Here is a 14262-nt window from a genome sequence, read left to right on the forward strand (position 1 = left end):
GCGCCCCACGCCGGCATTGCCCCCTGTCCCACCGCTCAGTGCGTCACAAACTCGTACGTCACCCCTTCGCTGTCCACCATGTCGAGGATGTCGTCCAGCACGTCCTCGTCGTCGGTGCTGGCCCACAGGTCTTCGGGGTCGGCCGCAAACAGCGGCTCGATGGCGATGTCCATGTACTTGCCATCGGGCAGCTTGATGACGGGCGTGCCCTCAGAGGTATCGGCCAGCTCCCAGTCATCGGGCACGGTCATTTCGAGTTGGATGGTGACGTTGAGTTTTTTCATGGCGAGTCCTTGTTGCTGAACCGGGCAGGGTAACCGAGTTTGACAAGAAATGGGCGTGTAGCGCTTATTGGACAAGCGCAATATGCTATAAAAAATAGAGCATGGGCCGTGGACGGAGCCTGAGTATGCCGGCCCCTGCGCGGTGCGGGCCTGCATGGCACGCCGCTTGCAACGCTGGGGTGTTGTGCAAACGCTGCCGTCAACGCGCGTCCATGCACGCGTGCAATGCCCGTCCTGCGCCGCTGGCACCACCCCGGATGAATGCCCCTGGCTTTTGCCCGCGGGCCTGCTGTAATGTTTGCGGCGACGGGGTGTGCCGGCCGCTGCGGCCCGCGTGGCCGGTGCACCGTGCTGCCACACCCTTCGCCAAGCCACCTTTCACCCACTGGAGAACCTCGAAATGATCCCCAAGAAAATCCTCGCCCTTGCCGCAGCCGCCGTGGTGGCCAGCCTTGCCTTCAGCCAGGCCGCGCAGGCCGGCCCCCGGCTCGACAAGATCATGGAGGCCAAGGTCATCCGCGTGGGCACGCCCGGCGACTACCGCCCGTTTGCCATCAAGACCGACGCGGGCTACTCGGGCCATGACATCGACGTGATCGAGACCATGGCCAAGGAGCTGGGTGTGAAGATCGAATACGTGCCCACCACCTGGCCCAACCTGGTGAAGGACCTGCAGGGCGACAGGTTCGATGTGGCGGTGGGCGGCATCACGCGCAACGTCAACCGCATGCGCATCTTTGACATGCTGCCCGGCTACGCACCCTTCGGCAAGGTGGCCCTGGTGCGCGCGGCCGACAAGGCCAAATACACCAGCGTGGACGCGATGAACCAGCCCACCGTGCGTGTCATCAAGAACCCCGGGGGCACCAACGAAACCTATGTGCTGGCCAACCTGAAAACAGCCCAGGTCAGCACGCACGACAAGAACGCCGAGATCCCCGCGCTGATCGCCGAGGGCAAGGGCGACGTGATGATCACCGAGACGTACGAGGCCCTGCACTATGCCAAGGCCGACCCGCGCCTGCACGCCGCGTTCGTGGATGCACCGCTCACGCCCAAGAACTACCTGGGCTTCATGTTGCCCACCGACGATGCCGACTATGTGCGCGTGATGGGCTTCGTGTGGGGCCTGGTGGACAGCCGGGGCACCATCAAGCAAGCCGCCGACAAGTGGCTGAAGTGATGTGATGTGATGTGAATTGAGGGAAGGGGAGGGGCTGGGGCGGCGGGCGCGTGGTGCGGCACCGCCTGCCGGTGCGTTGCCGTTCACCTTGTTGCCGGGCCGTGTGCATGGCCCGGCCGGCACCGATTTACTCCGCCGGAATCTCCGGCTCCACCAGCAGCGCCAGCAGCTGCAGCGACTCCTGCCAGCCCAGGTAGCACGCCTCGGCGGGGATCACGGCCGGAATGCCCGCCTGCATGATGGACACTTCGGTGCCCACGATCACTTTTTTCAGCTGGATGGTGGTGCGCATCTCGCCCGGCAGGTTGGGGTCGTCGAACCGGTCGGTGTGCACGATGCGCTCGCCCGGCACCAGCTCCACATACTCGCCACCAAACGCATGCGTCTGGCCGTTGCTGAAGTTGGTGAACTGCATGCGGTAGGTGCCGCCCACGCGGGCATCCAGGCTCAGCACCCGGCCGGTGAACCCATGGGGCGGCAGCCACTTGCACATGGCGTCGGGGTCCAGGAACGCGCGGTAGATGCGCTCGGCCGGTGCGCGCAGCACGCGGTGCAGGGTGACGGTGCCTGTGGGGGTGGTGTTGGTGGTCATGCTGGGGTCTCCTTGGGGGTGGACATCAGGGTGGATGAAGGCGTGAGCCGCTCAACCATATCGCTCATTCAACGTGTTCACACCCTGACGACGAACGGGCCCGCGCGTTTTCGACAAGCCGCCGCTGCCACCGCGGCTTTTTTTTCGTTTCAGGCGGAAACCATGCGGGCCCCAAAACTCTCGCTGCCCTGGGCCCAGGCCAGCAGCCGGTCGATGTTGGGGTGCTTGCCCGGGAAGGCCTGCGCGTCGGCCACGTGCTCGGCATACCACTCCAGCCCCAGGGTGGCGGCCGCGGGCGTGATGCGGCCGCCATACAGCGCCGCCAGCGCGGCATACACGGCCAGCGAACCCGTCTGGCCGGGCTTGTTCTCGATGGTGGCCAGCACCTGGCCGCCAGCGTCCAGCAGGTGCAGGGCGGCGAGGTGGCTTGTGGAAGGAAGCAGCTGAAGGCGGTTTGCGAAATTCATGGGCAAGGACAAAGGGTGGGTGCCACGGGCGGATTCCCCGGCCCGCAGCGAATGGATGGATCGTGTGGGCCCGCATTGTCGTGCCACCCGGTGGGTCGCACAAACGATCCCGTGTCCCGCGCAGCGCGCCTGAATCTTTTTACGAAGGATTGACCAATTCATAGCCGTTTGGTTATTATTCGTTATCCATAACCAATGAGTTATATCCTGTGAAATCCCCTGAAGACCTGACCTTCGCGGCGTTGTCGGACCCCACGCGCCGTTCCATCTTCCAGCAGCTGTCCCGGGAGGGGCAGCAGACCGTGAATGTGCTGACGGGGCATTCCCACATTTCGCAACCTGCGGTGTCCAAGCACCTGGCCGTGCTCAAGCGCGCGGGGCTGGTGGAAGACCGCCGTGCCGGGCGCGAAACCTACTACCAGGTGCGGCGCGAAGGGTTGGCGCCCCTGGTGGACTGGATGAGCGTCTATGCCGGCTTCTGGAACCAGCGCCTGGATGACCTGGAAAACCTGCTCGGACGCATGGACCAATGACCGCGCAACTCCACTACAGCGGCAAAAACACCATGCAGAACCGCCACCACCCTCTGAGCCTCGTGCCCGCCGTCAGGCTCACCTTGCAGGCGGTGCGCCATGGCTGACGCAACCCGATCCCATGGCCCCACCCCCACGGCGCAAGGCACCCGGTCCCTGGTGTTCGAGCGGCAGCTACCCCACCCGCGCGAGAAGGTCTGGCGCGCGCTCACCCAGTCCTGGTTGATGCAGGAGTGGCTCATGCCAAACGACTTCGTGGCCGAGGTGGGGCACCGCTTCACGGTGCGCGCGCAGCCCCTGCCGGGCTGGTCGGGCCTGACGCACTGCGAGGTGACCCTGGTGGAAGAACCCAGCCAGCTCGCCTACCGCTGGGGCAACGGCACCGAGTCGGCCAATGGGCTCATCACCCACATCACCTGGACCTTGCAGGAGCACGGCGGCGGCACGCTGCTGCGCATGGAGCAGGCGGGTTTCCGGCCCAACGATGGCATCAGCTTCGAGCGCATGGGCGGCTTGTGGCCGCGCATTCTGGAGCGCCTGGAGCAGGTGGTGCACAGCCGCGAAGGCCCCTAACGCCAGCCTGCCACGGCCTAGCCAACCTCCCTCATATCCCTCACCCACAGTTTCTCAACCCACGAACTCAAGCATGAACATGACCCTGACGACGCCCACTCTCCAACCCACCCGCGCCCCTGGTGTGCGCATTGCCATCGTCTTTCACAGCGGCTATGGCCACACGGCCCGGCAGGCCCAGGCCGTGAAAGAAGGCGTGGCGCAGGTGGAGGGCACCGAGCCCCTTCTCATGACCGTGGAAGAAGCGCCCTCACGGTGGAATGACCTCGCGTCCGCCGACGCCATCATCTTCGGCGCGCCTACCTATGTCGCCAGCGCCTCGTCGCAGTTCAAGGCCTTCCAGGAAGCCACGTCCAACGTGGTCATGGCCAAAGGCCTCGGCTGGAAGGACAAGATCGCCGCGGGCTTCACCAACTCCGGCTCGCGCTCGGGGGACAAGCTTTCCACCCTGATGCAGATGGCCCTGTTCGCCGCGCAGCACGGCATGCACTGGGTGAACCTGGCGCTGCCCCCGGGCAACTGCTCGTCCACCGGGTCGGAGGAAGACCTGAACCGCCTGGGCTTCTGGCTGGGCGCCGCCGCGCAGTCCAACACCGACCAGGGTGCCGACGTGGTGCCGCCGGAGGCAGACCTGGCCACGGCCCGGTACCTGGGGGAACGCGTGGCCCACACCACGCTGCAGTTTGTGCGGGGGCGTGTGCACTGAGGCTGGCTTGTGGCCTTCTGGCCAGCGCGCTGAGATTTCAGTGAAAGGGGCTGCTGGCGCTGGATGGATAAGCGCTGGCAGCTATCAAAACTGAAGCGCAATCGATTCCAGGAAGAAAGACGCACCGGCCCCTGCGCGCGCGGGCACCGGTTCAGGCCTGCCACACCCCAAACCCCGCCGAGCGCAGGTCGATGCCGATCTCGATCTCCCGGTCCACCGCGTCTTCGTAGCTCATGGGGTTGAAGCCTTCGTACAGGTCGGGCAGCAGGCGCAGGCCGTACTGCTGTACAAACCGGTTCGCCTGGATGCCTGCCTTGTGCTTGTCAAACCGCACGTCCGGGTCCAGGCCCGTCATGCCCACGTACACGCAGGGTTTGCCGTCGATGTAGCCGGGGTTGTTCTTGCGAAAGCGGGGCTCGTTCAGCACGTCCTTCGAAAGCTCGACGACATAGACGTGGTGGTGGAGTTTGCGGCGGGGCATGGAGCGACAGGAGGAAAAAAGAACCACCGGCGCAGCGGGAACACGCGCAGGCAGCGCCGGCAAGCGTAGCAAAACCCGGCGCATCGCTGGCGCGGATGCTCCGGCACTGCCCAATTTCGCGCCTTTTAAAACCAAAAAGAATATTAATTCAAATTCAAATGCGAATTGATATATACTGAGTGGGTTGCAGTCACGGCCCTTGACGCGTGCCGTCACCGCAACGCCTGCTCTGTGGCGGCCATCCGCCCCAGGCCAGCCGCCTTTTGCGACCTTTGTCGCCCAGTGGATCTGTAGAGCTGCAGCCCACCGAGTCCCTCGATGCTCACGCAGGTCGATTTCCAAGCCTGCGATCCTGAATGAACCAGATTTCAAAGACCGCCATTTCCATGGGCCAGTACGTCGTTTCGCCCGCGACACACCCGACCGACTGCGGCCGCTTCCGCGCCTCCTTCTCGGTCCATCGTTCCCAAGGCAACGGCAGCTACTGCCGTGTCTTCCGTTTCGACAAAGCCTTTGCCTCGCGCGAAGCCGCCCGGCTCTTTGCCGTTACCCAGGGCTGGCTGCAAACGTGCATGCCGCATCCCCCCGTGTGCTGATGGATGGCCTGCCCACCGCAGACCCCATCCACGCTTCCCCGTTGTGGCGGACATCCGGTCCGCACACCCTTGTCCCAACGGTGCGCCCTGCGTTGCGCGCCCTCCTTCAGAAAGGCTCCTCCATGAGCACCAAGATCTACGTCGGCAACCTGCCCTATTCCGTGACCGATTCCAGCCTGGAAAGCAACTTTGCCGAGTTTGGCCGGGTTTCCTCCGCCAAGGTCATGATGGACCGCGAAACCGGCCGCTCCAAGGGCTTCGGCTTTGTGGAAATGGCGTCCGCCGAAGTCGCCCAGGCCGCCATCACCGCGCTGCACGGCATGTCTGTCGATGGGCGCGCGATTGTCGTGAACCTCGCCCGCCCCCGCGAAGAGGGTGGCGGCTCGGGTGGCTACAGCGCGGGCGGCTACAGTGCCAGCAAACGCTCGGACATCGGCTACGGCACGGGTGGCTACGGCGGCGGGCGCTACTGAACCCGGCAGCTTCCTCTGAAAAACCGGCTCCGCGGAGCCGGTTTTTTTTCGTCCCGGCCTAGCGGCATGGAGCCATCCACACAGCGGCGCGGGCCACCTTGCGCGCGCGGTGCACTGGGGCAGAATCCAGCCAGAAGCGAGTTGAAGAACGGCAAACCAGGAAAGCACATCACATGAAATCCATCCATTGGTTCTCGCTGGCTGCGCTCGTCCTGGGGCTGGCGCTGCTCTTCCTGGGGTCTTCAACCGCAGGCGGGGTCGTCCTGGGGCTTGCCTTCGCCGTGGAGCTCATTTACTCCGCATTGACGGGAAAACAGACGAACGATGGCACCCATTGATGTCCGCAAGGGGCGCGGAAGCGGCGCCGTCCGTGAAGAAAAAAATGGCCGGCCAACCTAGGCCCGCCTGGAGGCCTCCTACGGAGGGCTTCCCAAAGCGCCTAGCAGGCGTGCGCTCACCTCTGATGCATCAAGCGTGGCGAACTGCATGTTGTGCTGATCGGTCAGCGGGCCGTGGCCGGGTTCCATGCCACCGGCAGCGCTGTAGCCCATGGCCTTGAACTTCCAGACCCCGCCGACCAGCTTGAGCGAACCCACATGCGCGCCATCGGCGGTGTGCACTGACACCACCCCGGCGTTGAGCGGCAACAACTGCAAGGGGCCCGCCACCGGGCCGGCCGGCACGTGGGCGAAGGTGGGAGTGAACGTGGCCGACAAGGGCTGGGTGCGAGGCATGGCGGTGTTTGTACCGTAAAAGCGCGGCGCCCACCGCCTGGTGCCGTGCGGGGAATCGGCAGGCAGAAGTCTGTCTACGGCCACAAGCGGTCGTCCGTTTTGTTTAACCACTCTAACCAAAGGCGTTCGACCTGTACCTGTACATCATTGTGAATATGCCTCGGCAGACAAGGTCAGCGGGATATTCCAGGTAGAGATCGCGTGGACGTGAGCCGACCGCTGAGTTTGAGGCCATCGCGCATGTTCATCACGAGGAGTGAAAAGTTCACTGCCCCCGCCAACAGCTCCACACCTTGCAACGCATAGAAAACGCCGTCGAAACGACCGGCATTGGCCCAAGACGCCAGTACGAAAGCGCTGGGCAGCAGCACCAACAGGCCGTTGGCTGCCACCAGCTTCATGCGTCGACCCTTGACGCTGACGAGGCGACCGCCACGGCCCTTCGCAAGTGAAAAACCACTGCCGCCCGTGGCAACCATTGACGGGATCAATAGCCACATACCGCTCAACACCGCGTTCTTGACGACAGCGACGCTTGCCTGATCCATGAAAAACTCTGACACGACGGTCCATAGCCAGAACGTGGTGATGCAAAGCAGCGCGACAGATCCGAAGATTGCATGGAGTTTCGATTTCATGATTTGATCTTTGAAGAGGTGTTGACGTTCTGCAGCTCACGCAGCATTGATTCGAGCGTTTGTGCGGCAATGCTGGATTGGGCAGCCGGAATCAGCGTAGCCAATTCGGCAGCTCGTGCGGTCCACATGGCATCGGCCTTGCGGTACAGGGTCAAACCCTGTGGCGTCAAGGCGTAAACCGGCGAGCGCCGATGCGTCGGATTCGGATGCGCCTCGACAAGCCCCTGTTCGAGCAGCAGGTTGAGTTGCTTTTGCGCCCCCTGCCGCGTGACGCCCATCGCTTCGCCCACCTGAGGGGCGGTCAGTGGCGTGCTGGCCAGCGCTATGGCGCCCAGCATCTGCCAGCGAGCGCTGGTCAGACCGAGAGGCGCGACCAGCTGGTCACCCCACTGCAACAACACGCCGTTCACGCGAAACACGGACAGCGTCAACTGGGTGACGGCTACGGCGCCTAGGTTAGGCGCAGTTGGAACTGGATTTTGCCGATTCATGACAACTAGTTTCCATTATTGGGAACTAGTTGTCAATATGGGGCAGAAGTTCACGAAGATTGGCCGGTCAAGTAACGAGTGGTTTCTGTTGAACCCAGAAGGTCCGCTTTGGGCTCTAAGCTGTCATCAGCCCAAAAGCAAAAGGCCGGAAGACCTCACAGTCTGCTGGCCCTTCTTTGTTCACAGAGAAATCACTTCCCCCAGGAATCCTTCAACCCCACCGCCAAGTTAAACACCGGCTTCCCCGCCGCATGGTCCACCCGGTCCGCCACAAAATACCCATGCCGCTCGAACTGGAACTTGTCGTCTGGCCGTGCATTGGCCAATGACGGCTCCACGATGGCTGTCACCACCTTCAGGCTGTTCGGGTTCAGGCTTTCGATGAAGTCCTTGCCGCCTGCGTCGGGCTGGGCGTCCAGGAACAGGCGGTCGTACATGCGCACTTCGGCCTGCACGCCGTCGGCCACGCCTACCCAGGTGATGGCGGCCTTGACCTTCACGCTGTCGGCGCCGGGGGTGCCGCTCTTGGTGTCGGGCACCACGGTGGCCAGCACTTCGGTGATGTTGCCAGCGGCATCCTTGGTGCACCCGGTGCATTCGATGACGTAGCCGCCCTTCAGGCGCACCTTGTTGCCCGGGAACAGGCGCTTGTAGCCCTTGGGGGGCACTTCTTCAAAGTCTTCGCGTTCGATCCAGACTTCCTTGCCGATGGTGAAGTGGCGCTCGGGGCTTTCCACGCCTTCAGGCGGGTGGGGCAGGGAGGGCAGGGTGCAGGGCTCCAGGTGGCCCGCGCCCATGACGTCGTCCCAATTGGTGAGCACCAGCTTGACGGGGTTGAGCACGGCCATGCCGCGGAAGGCCTTGAGCTCCAGGTCTTCGCGAAGGCAGCCTTCCAGGGTGCTGTAGTCGATCCAGCTGTCGCTCTTGGTCACGCCGATGCGTTCGGCAAAGGTCTGGATGGCCTCGGGCGTGTAGCCCCGGCGGCGCAGGCCCACGATGGTGGGCATGCGCGGGTCGTCCCAGCCGCTGACCTTGTGGTCATACACCAGCTGCGCGAGCTTGCGCTTGCTGGTGATGACGTAGGTGAGGTTCAGGCGCGCGAATTCGTACTGGCGGGGGGGCGGGCTGGCCAGCAGGCCGCCTTCGGTCAGGCGCTCCAGCAGCCAGTCGTAGAACGGGCGCTGGTCTTCGAATTCCAGCGTGCACAGGCTGTGGGTGATTTGCTCCAGCGCATCCTCGATGGGGTGCGCGTAGGTGTACATCGGGTAGATGCACCAGGTGTCGCCGGTGTTGTGGTGCGTGGCGCGGCGGATGCGGTAGATGGCCGGGTCGCGCATGTTGATGTTGGGGCTGGCCATGTCGATCTTGGCGCGCAGCACCATGGAGCCGTCTTCGTGCAGGCCGGCCTTCATCTCGCGGAACTTGGCCAGGTTTTCGGCCGGGGTGCGGCTGCGAAAGGGGCTGTCGGTGCCGGGCTTGCTGAAGTCGCCGCGGTTGATGCGGATCTGCTCGACGGTCTGTTCGTCCACGTAGGCGTGGCCGGCCTCGATCAGGTACTCGGCCGCGCGGTACATGAAGTCGAAATAGTCGCTTGCCTGGTAGGGCGGGGCGCTGGGGTGGCCGTTCCAGTCAAAACCCAGCCATTTCACCGCGTCGATGATGCTGTTGACGTATTCGGTGTCTTCTTTTTCGGGATTGGTGTCGTCAAAGCGCAGGTGGCACACGCCGCCGTAGTCGCGCGCCAGGCCGAAGTTGATGCAGATGCTCTTGGCGTGGCCCACGTGCAGGTAGCCGTTGGGTTCGGGCGGGAAGCGGGTGCGGATCCTGGCGGGGTCGGGCTGGCCGATGGCGTGGTGGGCGGCGTCGCCCGGGCTGCCGCCCCAGCGGCGGGAGGCGTAGGTGCCTTTTTCCAGGTCGTTTTCGATGACCTGGCGCAGGAAGTTGCTGGGCTTGGCGGTTTCCAGGGATGCTGCGGGGGCAGCGCCGGGGGTGCCGGCGGCAGGATTGGCGGGGTTTGGGGTGCTCATTGGGTCATTTTAGGCGCCGGTTTCGTGAAGGTTTACGCATGGAAACAGGCGCGTATACGTCCAGACACAACGTAAAGACAGTTTTATGCCATCCTTTCGGCTACTTAGTGCGTTATGTACCGGTGAGGTGAGTCCATTTGGCTGGCTGCCCTCGCTCAAACAGGAGATTTCCATGACGAAAACCCGTTCTATCTATGCCATGGCCGCCTCGGCTGGCGTGGCGCTGGCATTGCTGGCCGGCACGGGCGCAGCCCAGGCCCGCGGCGACGTGAATTGGTCGGTTGGTATCGGCGTGCCCGGCGTGGTGGTGGGAGCCAGCAATGGCTACTACGCACCCGCCCCGGTGTACGTGGCCCCGCCGCCCGTGTACTACGCGCCACCCCGGCCCGTGTACTACACGCCGCCCCCAGCGTATTACGCCCCTCCACCCGTGGTGTACTACGGTGACCGTGGGTACCGCCACCATCGACACCATGACCACGGCTATCGTGGCCATGGACACAATCGCCATTGGGACCGTTGATCGGCGACGGGCCCGCGGGCCCGTCTGCTGATTGTTGCAACCAACCTCTTGGGCGCCAGTCGCTCACAGGCAGCGTCTTTGCACAGGCTGCCTTTTACAGCGGCCCTTCGGGGCCGCTTTTCTCGTGGGGCGTACCTGAAGGGGCCGGCGCCTGCGGGCCGCCGCATAATCGCGCACTCTGGCCCGCCAGCGTGGCAGGCGCCTAGCCCCGGAGTGCTGCATGTCTGTGAAGAAAAAAACCGTTTTTGTCCTGAATGGCCCCAACCTGAACCTGCTGGGCACGCGTGAACCGGCCGTGTATGGCGCAGCCACGCTGGCCGACGTGGAAAAGCTCTGCGCCGACGCGTGTGATCGCCACGGCTTCGCGTTGCGGTTCCATCAAAGCAACCACGAAGGCGCGCTGGTGGACTGGATTCACGAGGCCGGCCGCCTGCACGCGGCGGGCGAACTGGCGGGCGTGGTCATCAACGCCGGGGCTTACACCCACACCAGCATCGCCCTGCACGATGCCACCAAGGGCACGGGCATCACGCTGATCGAGCTGCATATCAGCAACGTGCACGCGCGCGAGGCCTACCGCCACCATTCGTACATGGCGGCGGCGGCCAAGGCGGTGATGTGCGGTTTTGGCGTGCTGGGCTACGGCCTGGCCATCGACGGCCTGGCGCAGTTGCTGGCGCAGCAGCCGCCAGCGGCCTGAGCCGCCGGGAAGTTCACTCTTCTTCTGCTGTTCCCGCGTTAACCGCACATTCCGGCTCCGGCACGACAGGGCAAACATGGCGCCACGACCGCTTGAGGTGCGCGAGGACGAGGTGGAGATCACCGCCATGCGTGCCCAGGGCGCGGGCGGACAGAACGTCAACAAGGTTTCCAGCGCGGTGCACCTGCGCTTTGACGTGGGCGCCTCCTCACTGCCCGGGGACGTGAAGGAGCGCCTGCTGGCCCTGCGCGACACCCGCATCACACAGGAAGGCGTGGTGGTCATCAAGGCCCAGCAGTACCGCAGCCAGGACCAAAACCGCAATGATGCGCTGGAGCGCTTGAACGCGCTGGTCAACAGCGTCGCGGTGCCGCCCCGCGTGCGGCGCGCCACCAAGCCTAGCTATGGCTCCAAACAGCGGCGCCTGGAGGGCAAGACCCAGCGCGGCGAGACCAAGGCGCTGCGGGGCAGGGTGCGCGGTGGGGGGGATGGTTCGTGAGCGGAGTCTCGCCGCATTGGCACCATGGGTAGAACAATCTGTCTGGTGTACAGGGCTTGGTAGCGGGGCCCATCGGTCCTACATTCAAGGCATTACCGGATGGAGTTGCCATGTCTGCCACAGCCCAAACCCCCGCCACTGCCGCGCCCCACGGCGCCATTCCCGCGCTGTTCGTGTCGCACGGGGCACCCTTGTTTGCCATCGACGCCGGCACCACGGGCCCTGCGCTCACCCAGTGGGGCGAAAGCCTGAAGGGGCAATATCCCGGCCTGCGCGGCGTGGTGATCATGTCGCCGCACTGGATGGCGCGCTCCTTGCAGGTCATGACCGGGCCGCAGCCCGCCACCTGGCACGACTTTGGCGGGTTTCCACCCGCGCTGTACCAGCTGCAGTATCCCGCCAGCGGCTCCCCCGCGCTGGCGCAGGAGGTGCTGGGCCTGCTGCAGGCCGCGGGCATGGCCGCGCAGGGCGACGCGGCCCGTCCGTTTGACCACGGGGCCTGGGTGCCGCTGATGCACCTGTTTCCCGAGGCCGACCTGCCCGTGGTGCAGGTGGCGCTGCCCGTGGGCGCCGGCCCGGCCGAGGTGTATGCATTGGGCGCTGCCTTGCGCGGCCTGCGCAGCCAGGGCGTGCTGGTGGTCGGCTCGGGCAGCATGACGCACAACCTGGCCGAGTTCTTTGGCGGTGCCCGGGAGCCCGCGCCGTACGTGCTGGAATTCAGCCGGTGGATCGAAGCAGCGCTGGCGCGCGGCGACGTCAGCGCGCTGCTCAACTACCGCAGCCAGGCCCCGCATGCCAGCCGCGCGCACCCGACCGAAGACCACTTCCTGCCCATCTTTTTTGCGCTGGGCGCCGCGGGCGACGACCTGCATGCCCACTACCTGAGCCGCGAGGTGATGTACAGCATGCTGTCGATGGACGCGTTCGCCCTGGAACCGGCGCATTGACCCGCAGGTTTTTTCATCCGTTCTCCATAAAAACTGCCCGAGGCGCCTGTCCATGCTCAACCTACCGCTCACCTTCTTGCAGCGCCCTGCTGCCGCCACCGCGCCCCGCCCCTGGTTGCTGGTGCTGATGCATGGGGTGGGCAGCAACGAACAGGACCTGTTCAGCCTGGCGCCCCATGTTCCCGAGCGCTTTCATGTGCTGAGCCTGCGTGCACCGTTTCGCATGGGGCCGGGCTCGCATGCGTGGTTCGACTTTTCCATCGAGCCCAGCGGGGAACGCACCATCAACGAAGCGCAGGAGGCCGAAAGCCGCGCGCTGGTCGCCAAGACCATCGAATCTGCCGCCGAGCAGCTGGGCATTCCGCCCGAACGCGTGGTGGTGGGGGGCTTCAGCCAGGGCGGCATCATGGCGCTGTCGCTGCTGCTCACCCGGCCAGCGCTCATGCAGGCGGCGATGGTCTGGCACAGCCGCCTGCTGGCGCAGGTGGTGCCCCTGGCGGCGCCGCCCGATGCCCTGCGCGGCAAACAGCTGTGGCTGAGCCACGGCACGCACGACAACGTGATCCCGCTGGCCCATGCACAGGCCATCGCCCACCACATGGCGCCCTTGCCGGTGACGGTGGCGTACCACGAGTTCCCCAGCGCGCACGAGATCCGGCCCTCCGAGCTGGCGGCCACGGTGGCGTGGCTGGAGTCGCTGTCCACCACCCCCACGGCGTTTTAAGCGCGGGTTTCGGCGGGCGGCCTACATCGCGTTACCGGCGCGGTGGCCCGCGGGTTTCCAATCAAGTCCATCCCCATGTGGGATGGACAGGGAACGCCCGGCGCCGAAGCCGCTCGGACAAGGGTTGTTCCTGTTTTGAAGGAGATCCGATGCCCGATCAAGAGACTGCCGAGTTCCGCCCCGCGCCGGAGCGCACATCCTCTCCCCCCTGGATCATTGCCGCCGTGCTGGCCTGCGCGGTGGCCGCCGCAGCTGCCTGGTGGTTCTGGCTGCGCAAGGCAGAGCCGCCGGTTGCGCCGCCCCCCGTGGCGGCCGCGCCCGAAGCGCCCGTGGCTCCACCGCCCCTGCCCGAAGCCTCGGGGCCGCAGAACCCGGTCGATGCACTGGCCCCGGCAGAAACGGCCCTGCCCGCGCTGGCCGAATCTGACGCGCGCGTCGTCGAGCTGCTGTCTGGACTGGTGGGGCGCGACAAGCTCGCATCGTTCCTGATCACCGACGGCTTTGTCCGCCGCCTGGTGGCCACGGTGGACAACCTGGGCCGCGCCCAGGCCCCCTCGCGCATGTGGCCCGTGCAACCCATGCCGCAGCGGTTTGCGGTGGACGGCACAGGCGAAGCGCCCACCACCGTCGCGGCCGCCAATGCCGCGCGCTACAGCGCTTTTCTGGCCTTTGCCGAGGCCGTGCCGATGGAGTCCGCCGTGGCCTTGTATGCGCGGCTGTATCCGCTGTTCCAGCAGGCGTACGAAGAACTGGGCTACCCCAGGCGCTACTTCAACGACCGCCTGGTGGCCGTGCTGGACCACCTTCTGTTGGCGCCCGAACCCCAGGGCCCGCTGCGCGTGAAGCTCACGCCGGTGAATACCGATGTGCCGAACCTGCGCCCCTGGGTGCGCTACGAATTCGTGGACCCGGCGCTGGAATCGCTGTCCAGCGGACAGAAGATCCTGGTGCGCATGGGGCCCGCCAACGAGGCCCGCGCCAAGGCGCTGATCCGCGATCTGCGCAAGCGCGTGGCGACCGGCGAGATCGCACGCAAACCCGCGCAGTGAGGGGGCGACGGGACCACCCGGCCCGTTGCCGGGTCGTGGGGG

The 14262-nt window shown here is 65.2% G+C and carries 21 protein-coding genes; 13 read left to right on the top strand and 8 right to left on the bottom strand.

Annotation, left to right across the window (positions count from 1 at the left end; translation table 11 throughout):
- Nucleotides 1-35: 35 nt before the first annotated feature.
- On the bottom strand, nucleotides 36-284 hold the full coding sequence (locus tag AC1RVY_RS08060) for a hypothetical protein (protein ID WP_492806110.1): 249 nt from the start codon (nucleotides 282-284) through the stop codon (nucleotides 36-38).
- 400 nt (nucleotides 285-684) lie between these two features.
- Here AC1RVY_RS08060 and AC1RVY_RS08065 point away from each other — a divergent pair, with 400 nt between their 5' ends.
- Nucleotides 685-1467: a transporter substrate-binding domain-containing protein gene (locus AC1RVY_RS08065; RefSeq protein ID WP_218340722.1), complete on the top strand. Its 783-nt coding sequence runs from the start codon at nucleotides 685-687 to the stop codon at nucleotides 1465-1467.
- A 127-nt stretch (nucleotides 1468-1594) separates the two neighbouring features.
- Here the strand turns inward: AC1RVY_RS08065 and AC1RVY_RS08070 are convergent, their stop codons facing one another.
- Nucleotides 1595-2059: an SRPBCC family protein gene (locus tag AC1RVY_RS08070; protein WP_492806112.1), complete on the bottom strand. Its 465-nt coding sequence runs from the start codon at nucleotides 2057-2059 to the stop codon at nucleotides 1595-1597.
- 149 nt (nucleotides 2060-2208) lie between these two features.
- Nucleotides 2209-2526, bottom strand: coding sequence for a DUF2322 family protein (locus AC1RVY_RS08075; RefSeq protein ID WP_218294002.1), 318 nt, complete (start codon nucleotides 2524-2526; stop codon nucleotides 2209-2211).
- A gap of 209 nt (nucleotides 2527-2735) precedes the next feature.
- Here AC1RVY_RS08075 and AC1RVY_RS08080 point away from each other — a divergent pair, with 209 nt between their 5' ends.
- From AC1RVY_RS08080 to AC1RVY_RS08090, 3 genes are all read left to right on the top strand, one after another.
- Nucleotides 2736-3059, top strand: a complete 324-nt coding sequence (locus AC1RVY_RS08080; RefSeq protein ID WP_057272387.1) for an ArsR/SmtB family transcription factor — start codon at nucleotides 2736-2738, stop codon at nucleotides 3057-3059.
- Between the two features lie 99 nt (nucleotides 3060-3158).
- Nucleotides 3159-3632: an SRPBCC family protein gene (locus tag AC1RVY_RS08085; RefSeq protein WP_492806114.1), complete on the top strand. Its 474-nt coding sequence runs from the start codon at nucleotides 3159-3161 to the stop codon at nucleotides 3630-3632.
- Between the two features lie 79 nt (nucleotides 3633-3711).
- Nucleotides 3712-4338 carry a flavodoxin family protein gene (locus AC1RVY_RS08090; protein WP_218294458.1) on the top strand — a complete coding sequence of 209 codons (627 nt, stop codon included), beginning with the start codon at nucleotides 3712-3714 and terminating at the stop codon, nucleotides 4336-4338.
- 151 nt (nucleotides 4339-4489) lie between these two features.
- On the opposite strand, the gene AC1RVY_RS08095 is transcribed toward AC1RVY_RS08090, so the two are convergent.
- Nucleotides 4490-4819: a hypothetical protein gene (locus AC1RVY_RS08095; RefSeq protein ID WP_218294004.1), complete on the bottom strand. Its 330-nt coding sequence runs from the start codon at nucleotides 4817-4819 to the stop codon at nucleotides 4490-4492.
- A 356-nt stretch (nucleotides 4820-5175) separates the two neighbouring features.
- Here AC1RVY_RS08095 and AC1RVY_RS08100 point away from each other — a divergent pair, with 356 nt between their 5' ends.
- From AC1RVY_RS08100 to AC1RVY_RS08110, 3 genes are all read left to right on the top strand, one after another.
- Nucleotides 5176-5415, top strand: coding sequence for a hypothetical protein (locus AC1RVY_RS08100; protein WP_218294005.1), 240 nt, complete (start codon nucleotides 5176-5178; stop codon nucleotides 5413-5415).
- 122 nt (nucleotides 5416-5537) lie between these two features.
- On the top strand, nucleotides 5538-5888 hold the full coding sequence (gene rbp / locus AC1RVY_RS08105) for an RNA-binding regulator (protein WP_218294006.1): 351 nt from the start codon (nucleotides 5538-5540) through the stop codon (nucleotides 5886-5888).
- A gap of 173 nt (nucleotides 5889-6061) precedes the next feature.
- The gene (locus tag AC1RVY_RS08110) at nucleotides 6062-6226 is read left to right on the top strand and encodes a hypothetical protein (RefSeq protein ID WP_492806117.1); all 165 of its coding nucleotides are present in this window, start codon (nucleotides 6062-6064) and stop codon (nucleotides 6224-6226) included.
- A 78-nt stretch (nucleotides 6227-6304) separates the two neighbouring features.
- Here AC1RVY_RS08110 and AC1RVY_RS08115 read toward each other — a convergent pair whose 3' ends face one another.
- From AC1RVY_RS08115 to AC1RVY_RS08130, 4 genes are all read right to left on the bottom strand, one after another.
- Nucleotides 6305-6622, bottom strand: coding sequence for a hypothetical protein (locus tag AC1RVY_RS08115; protein WP_492806118.1), 318 nt, complete (start codon nucleotides 6620-6622; stop codon nucleotides 6305-6307).
- 173 nt (nucleotides 6623-6795) lie between these two features.
- The gene (locus AC1RVY_RS08120; protein ID WP_492806120.1) at nucleotides 6796-7260 is read right to left on the bottom strand and encodes a hypothetical protein; all 465 of its coding nucleotides are present in this window, start codon (nucleotides 7258-7260) and stop codon (nucleotides 6796-6798) included.
- Complete coding sequence (locus tag AC1RVY_RS08125) at nucleotides 7257-7751, bottom strand: MarR family winged helix-turn-helix transcriptional regulator (protein ID WP_492806122.1); 495 nt, start codon at nucleotides 7749-7751, stop codon at nucleotides 7257-7259. Before AC1RVY_RS08125 ends, AC1RVY_RS08120 begins: the two co-directional genes overlap by 4 nt.
- A 191-nt stretch (nucleotides 7752-7942) precedes the next feature.
- Nucleotides 7943-9778, bottom strand: a complete 1836-nt coding sequence (locus AC1RVY_RS08130; protein ID WP_492245625.1) for a glutamine--tRNA ligase/YqeY domain fusion protein — start codon at nucleotides 9776-9778, stop codon at nucleotides 7943-7945.
- Nucleotides 9779-9950: 172 nt separating this feature from the next.
- Here AC1RVY_RS08130 and AC1RVY_RS08135 point away from each other — a divergent pair, with 172 nt between their 5' ends.
- The 6 genes from AC1RVY_RS08135 (at nucleotide 9951) to AC1RVY_RS08160 (ending at nucleotide 14220) form a co-directional block, all read left to right on the top strand.
- Entirely contained in the window at nucleotides 9951-10301 is a 351-nt protein-coding gene (locus tag AC1RVY_RS08135; protein WP_218340729.1) for a hypothetical protein, read from the top strand.
- A 220-nt stretch (nucleotides 10302-10521) separates the two neighbouring features.
- Nucleotides 10522-11001 (top strand): type II 3-dehydroquinate dehydratase, encoded by a 480-nt coding sequence (locus AC1RVY_RS08140; protein ID WP_218294011.1) that lies wholly within the window; start codon nucleotides 10522-10524, stop codon nucleotides 10999-11001.
- 76 nt (nucleotides 11002-11077) lie between these two features.
- Nucleotides 11078-11500: an alternative ribosome rescue aminoacyl-tRNA hydrolase ArfB gene (gene arfB / locus AC1RVY_RS08145; protein ID WP_492806125.1), complete on the top strand. Its 423-nt coding sequence runs from the start codon at nucleotides 11078-11080 to the stop codon at nucleotides 11498-11500.
- A 110-nt stretch (nucleotides 11501-11610) separates the two neighbouring features.
- Complete coding sequence (locus tag AC1RVY_RS08150) at nucleotides 11611-12447, top strand: DODA-type extradiol aromatic ring-opening family dioxygenase (RefSeq protein ID WP_218340730.1); 837 nt, start codon at nucleotides 11611-11613, stop codon at nucleotides 12445-12447.
- Nucleotides 12448-12499: 52 nt separating this feature from the next.
- Entirely contained in the window at nucleotides 12500-13171 is a 672-nt protein-coding gene (locus tag AC1RVY_RS08155) for an alpha/beta hydrolase (RefSeq protein WP_218340731.1), read from the top strand.
- 149 nt (nucleotides 13172-13320) lie between these two features.
- Complete coding sequence (locus tag AC1RVY_RS08160; protein ID WP_492806127.1) at nucleotides 13321-14220, top strand: DUF3014 domain-containing protein; 900 nt, start codon at nucleotides 13321-13323, stop codon at nucleotides 14218-14220.
- Nucleotides 14221-14262: the final 42 nt, after the last annotated feature.

This window comes from Acidovorax sp. GW821-FHT11A03 (genome assembly GCF_058809075.1).

Excerpts from the sequence above, each read along its gene's own strand:
- AC1RVY_RS08060 (WP_492806110.1), bottom strand. The coding sequence starts at position 284 with ATGAAAAAACTCAACGTCACCATCCAACTCGAAATGACCGTGCCCGAT.
- AC1RVY_RS08065 (WP_218340722.1), top strand. The coding sequence starts at position 685 with ATGATCCCCAAGAAAATCCTCGCCCTTGCCGCAGCCGCCGTGGTGGCC.
- AC1RVY_RS08070 (WP_492806112.1), bottom strand. The coding sequence starts at position 2,059 with ATGACCACCAACACCACCCCCACAGGCACCGTCACCCTGCACCGCGTG.
- AC1RVY_RS08075 (WP_218294002.1), bottom strand. The coding sequence starts at position 2,526 with ATGAATTTCGCAAACCGCCTTCAGCTGCTTCCTTCCACAAGCCACCTC.
- AC1RVY_RS08085 (WP_492806114.1), top strand. The coding sequence starts at position 3,159 with ATGGCTGACGCAACCCGATCCCATGGCCCCACCCCCACGGCGCAAGGC.
- AC1RVY_RS08090 (WP_218294458.1), top strand. The coding sequence starts at position 3,712 with ATGACCCTGACGACGCCCACTCTCCAACCCACCCGCGCCCCTGGTGTG.
- AC1RVY_RS08095 (WP_218294004.1), bottom strand. The coding sequence starts at position 4,819 with ATGCCCCGCCGCAAACTCCACCACCACGTCTATGTCGTCGAGCTTTCG.
- AC1RVY_RS08100 (WP_218294005.1), top strand. The coding sequence starts at position 5,176 with ATGAACCAGATTTCAAAGACCGCCATTTCCATGGGCCAGTACGTCGTT.
- rbp (WP_218294006.1), top strand. The coding sequence starts at position 5,538 with ATGAGCACCAAGATCTACGTCGGCAACCTGCCCTATTCCGTGACCGAT.
- AC1RVY_RS08110 (WP_492806117.1), top strand. The coding sequence starts at position 6,062 with ATGAAATCCATCCATTGGTTCTCGCTGGCTGCGCTCGTCCTGGGGCTG.
- AC1RVY_RS08115 (WP_492806118.1), bottom strand. The coding sequence starts at position 6,622 with ATGCCTCGCACCCAGCCCTTGTCGGCCACGTTCACTCCCACCTTCGCC.
- AC1RVY_RS08120 (WP_492806120.1), bottom strand. The coding sequence starts at position 7,260 with ATGAAATCGAAACTCCATGCAATCTTCGGATCTGTCGCGCTGCTTTGC.
- AC1RVY_RS08125 (WP_492806122.1), bottom strand. The coding sequence starts at position 7,751 with ATGAATCGGCAAAATCCAGTTCCAACTGCGCCTAACCTAGGCGCCGTA.
- AC1RVY_RS08130 (WP_492245625.1), bottom strand. The coding sequence starts at position 9,778 with ATGAGCACCCCAAACCCCGCCAATCCTGCCGCCGGCACCCCCGGCGCT.
- AC1RVY_RS08135 (WP_218340729.1), top strand. The coding sequence starts at position 9,951 with ATGACGAAAACCCGTTCTATCTATGCCATGGCCGCCTCGGCTGGCGTG.
- AC1RVY_RS08140 (WP_218294011.1), top strand. The coding sequence starts at position 10,522 with ATGTCTGTGAAGAAAAAAACCGTTTTTGTCCTGAATGGCCCCAACCTG.
- arfB (WP_492806125.1), top strand. The coding sequence starts at position 11,078 with ATGGCGCCACGACCGCTTGAGGTGCGCGAGGACGAGGTGGAGATCACC.
- AC1RVY_RS08150 (WP_218340730.1), top strand. The coding sequence starts at position 11,611 with ATGTCTGCCACAGCCCAAACCCCCGCCACTGCCGCGCCCCACGGCGCC.
- AC1RVY_RS08155 (WP_218340731.1), top strand. The coding sequence starts at position 12,500 with ATGCTCAACCTACCGCTCACCTTCTTGCAGCGCCCTGCTGCCGCCACC.
- AC1RVY_RS08160 (WP_492806127.1), top strand. The coding sequence starts at position 13,321 with ATGCCCGATCAAGAGACTGCCGAGTTCCGCCCCGCGCCGGAGCGCACA.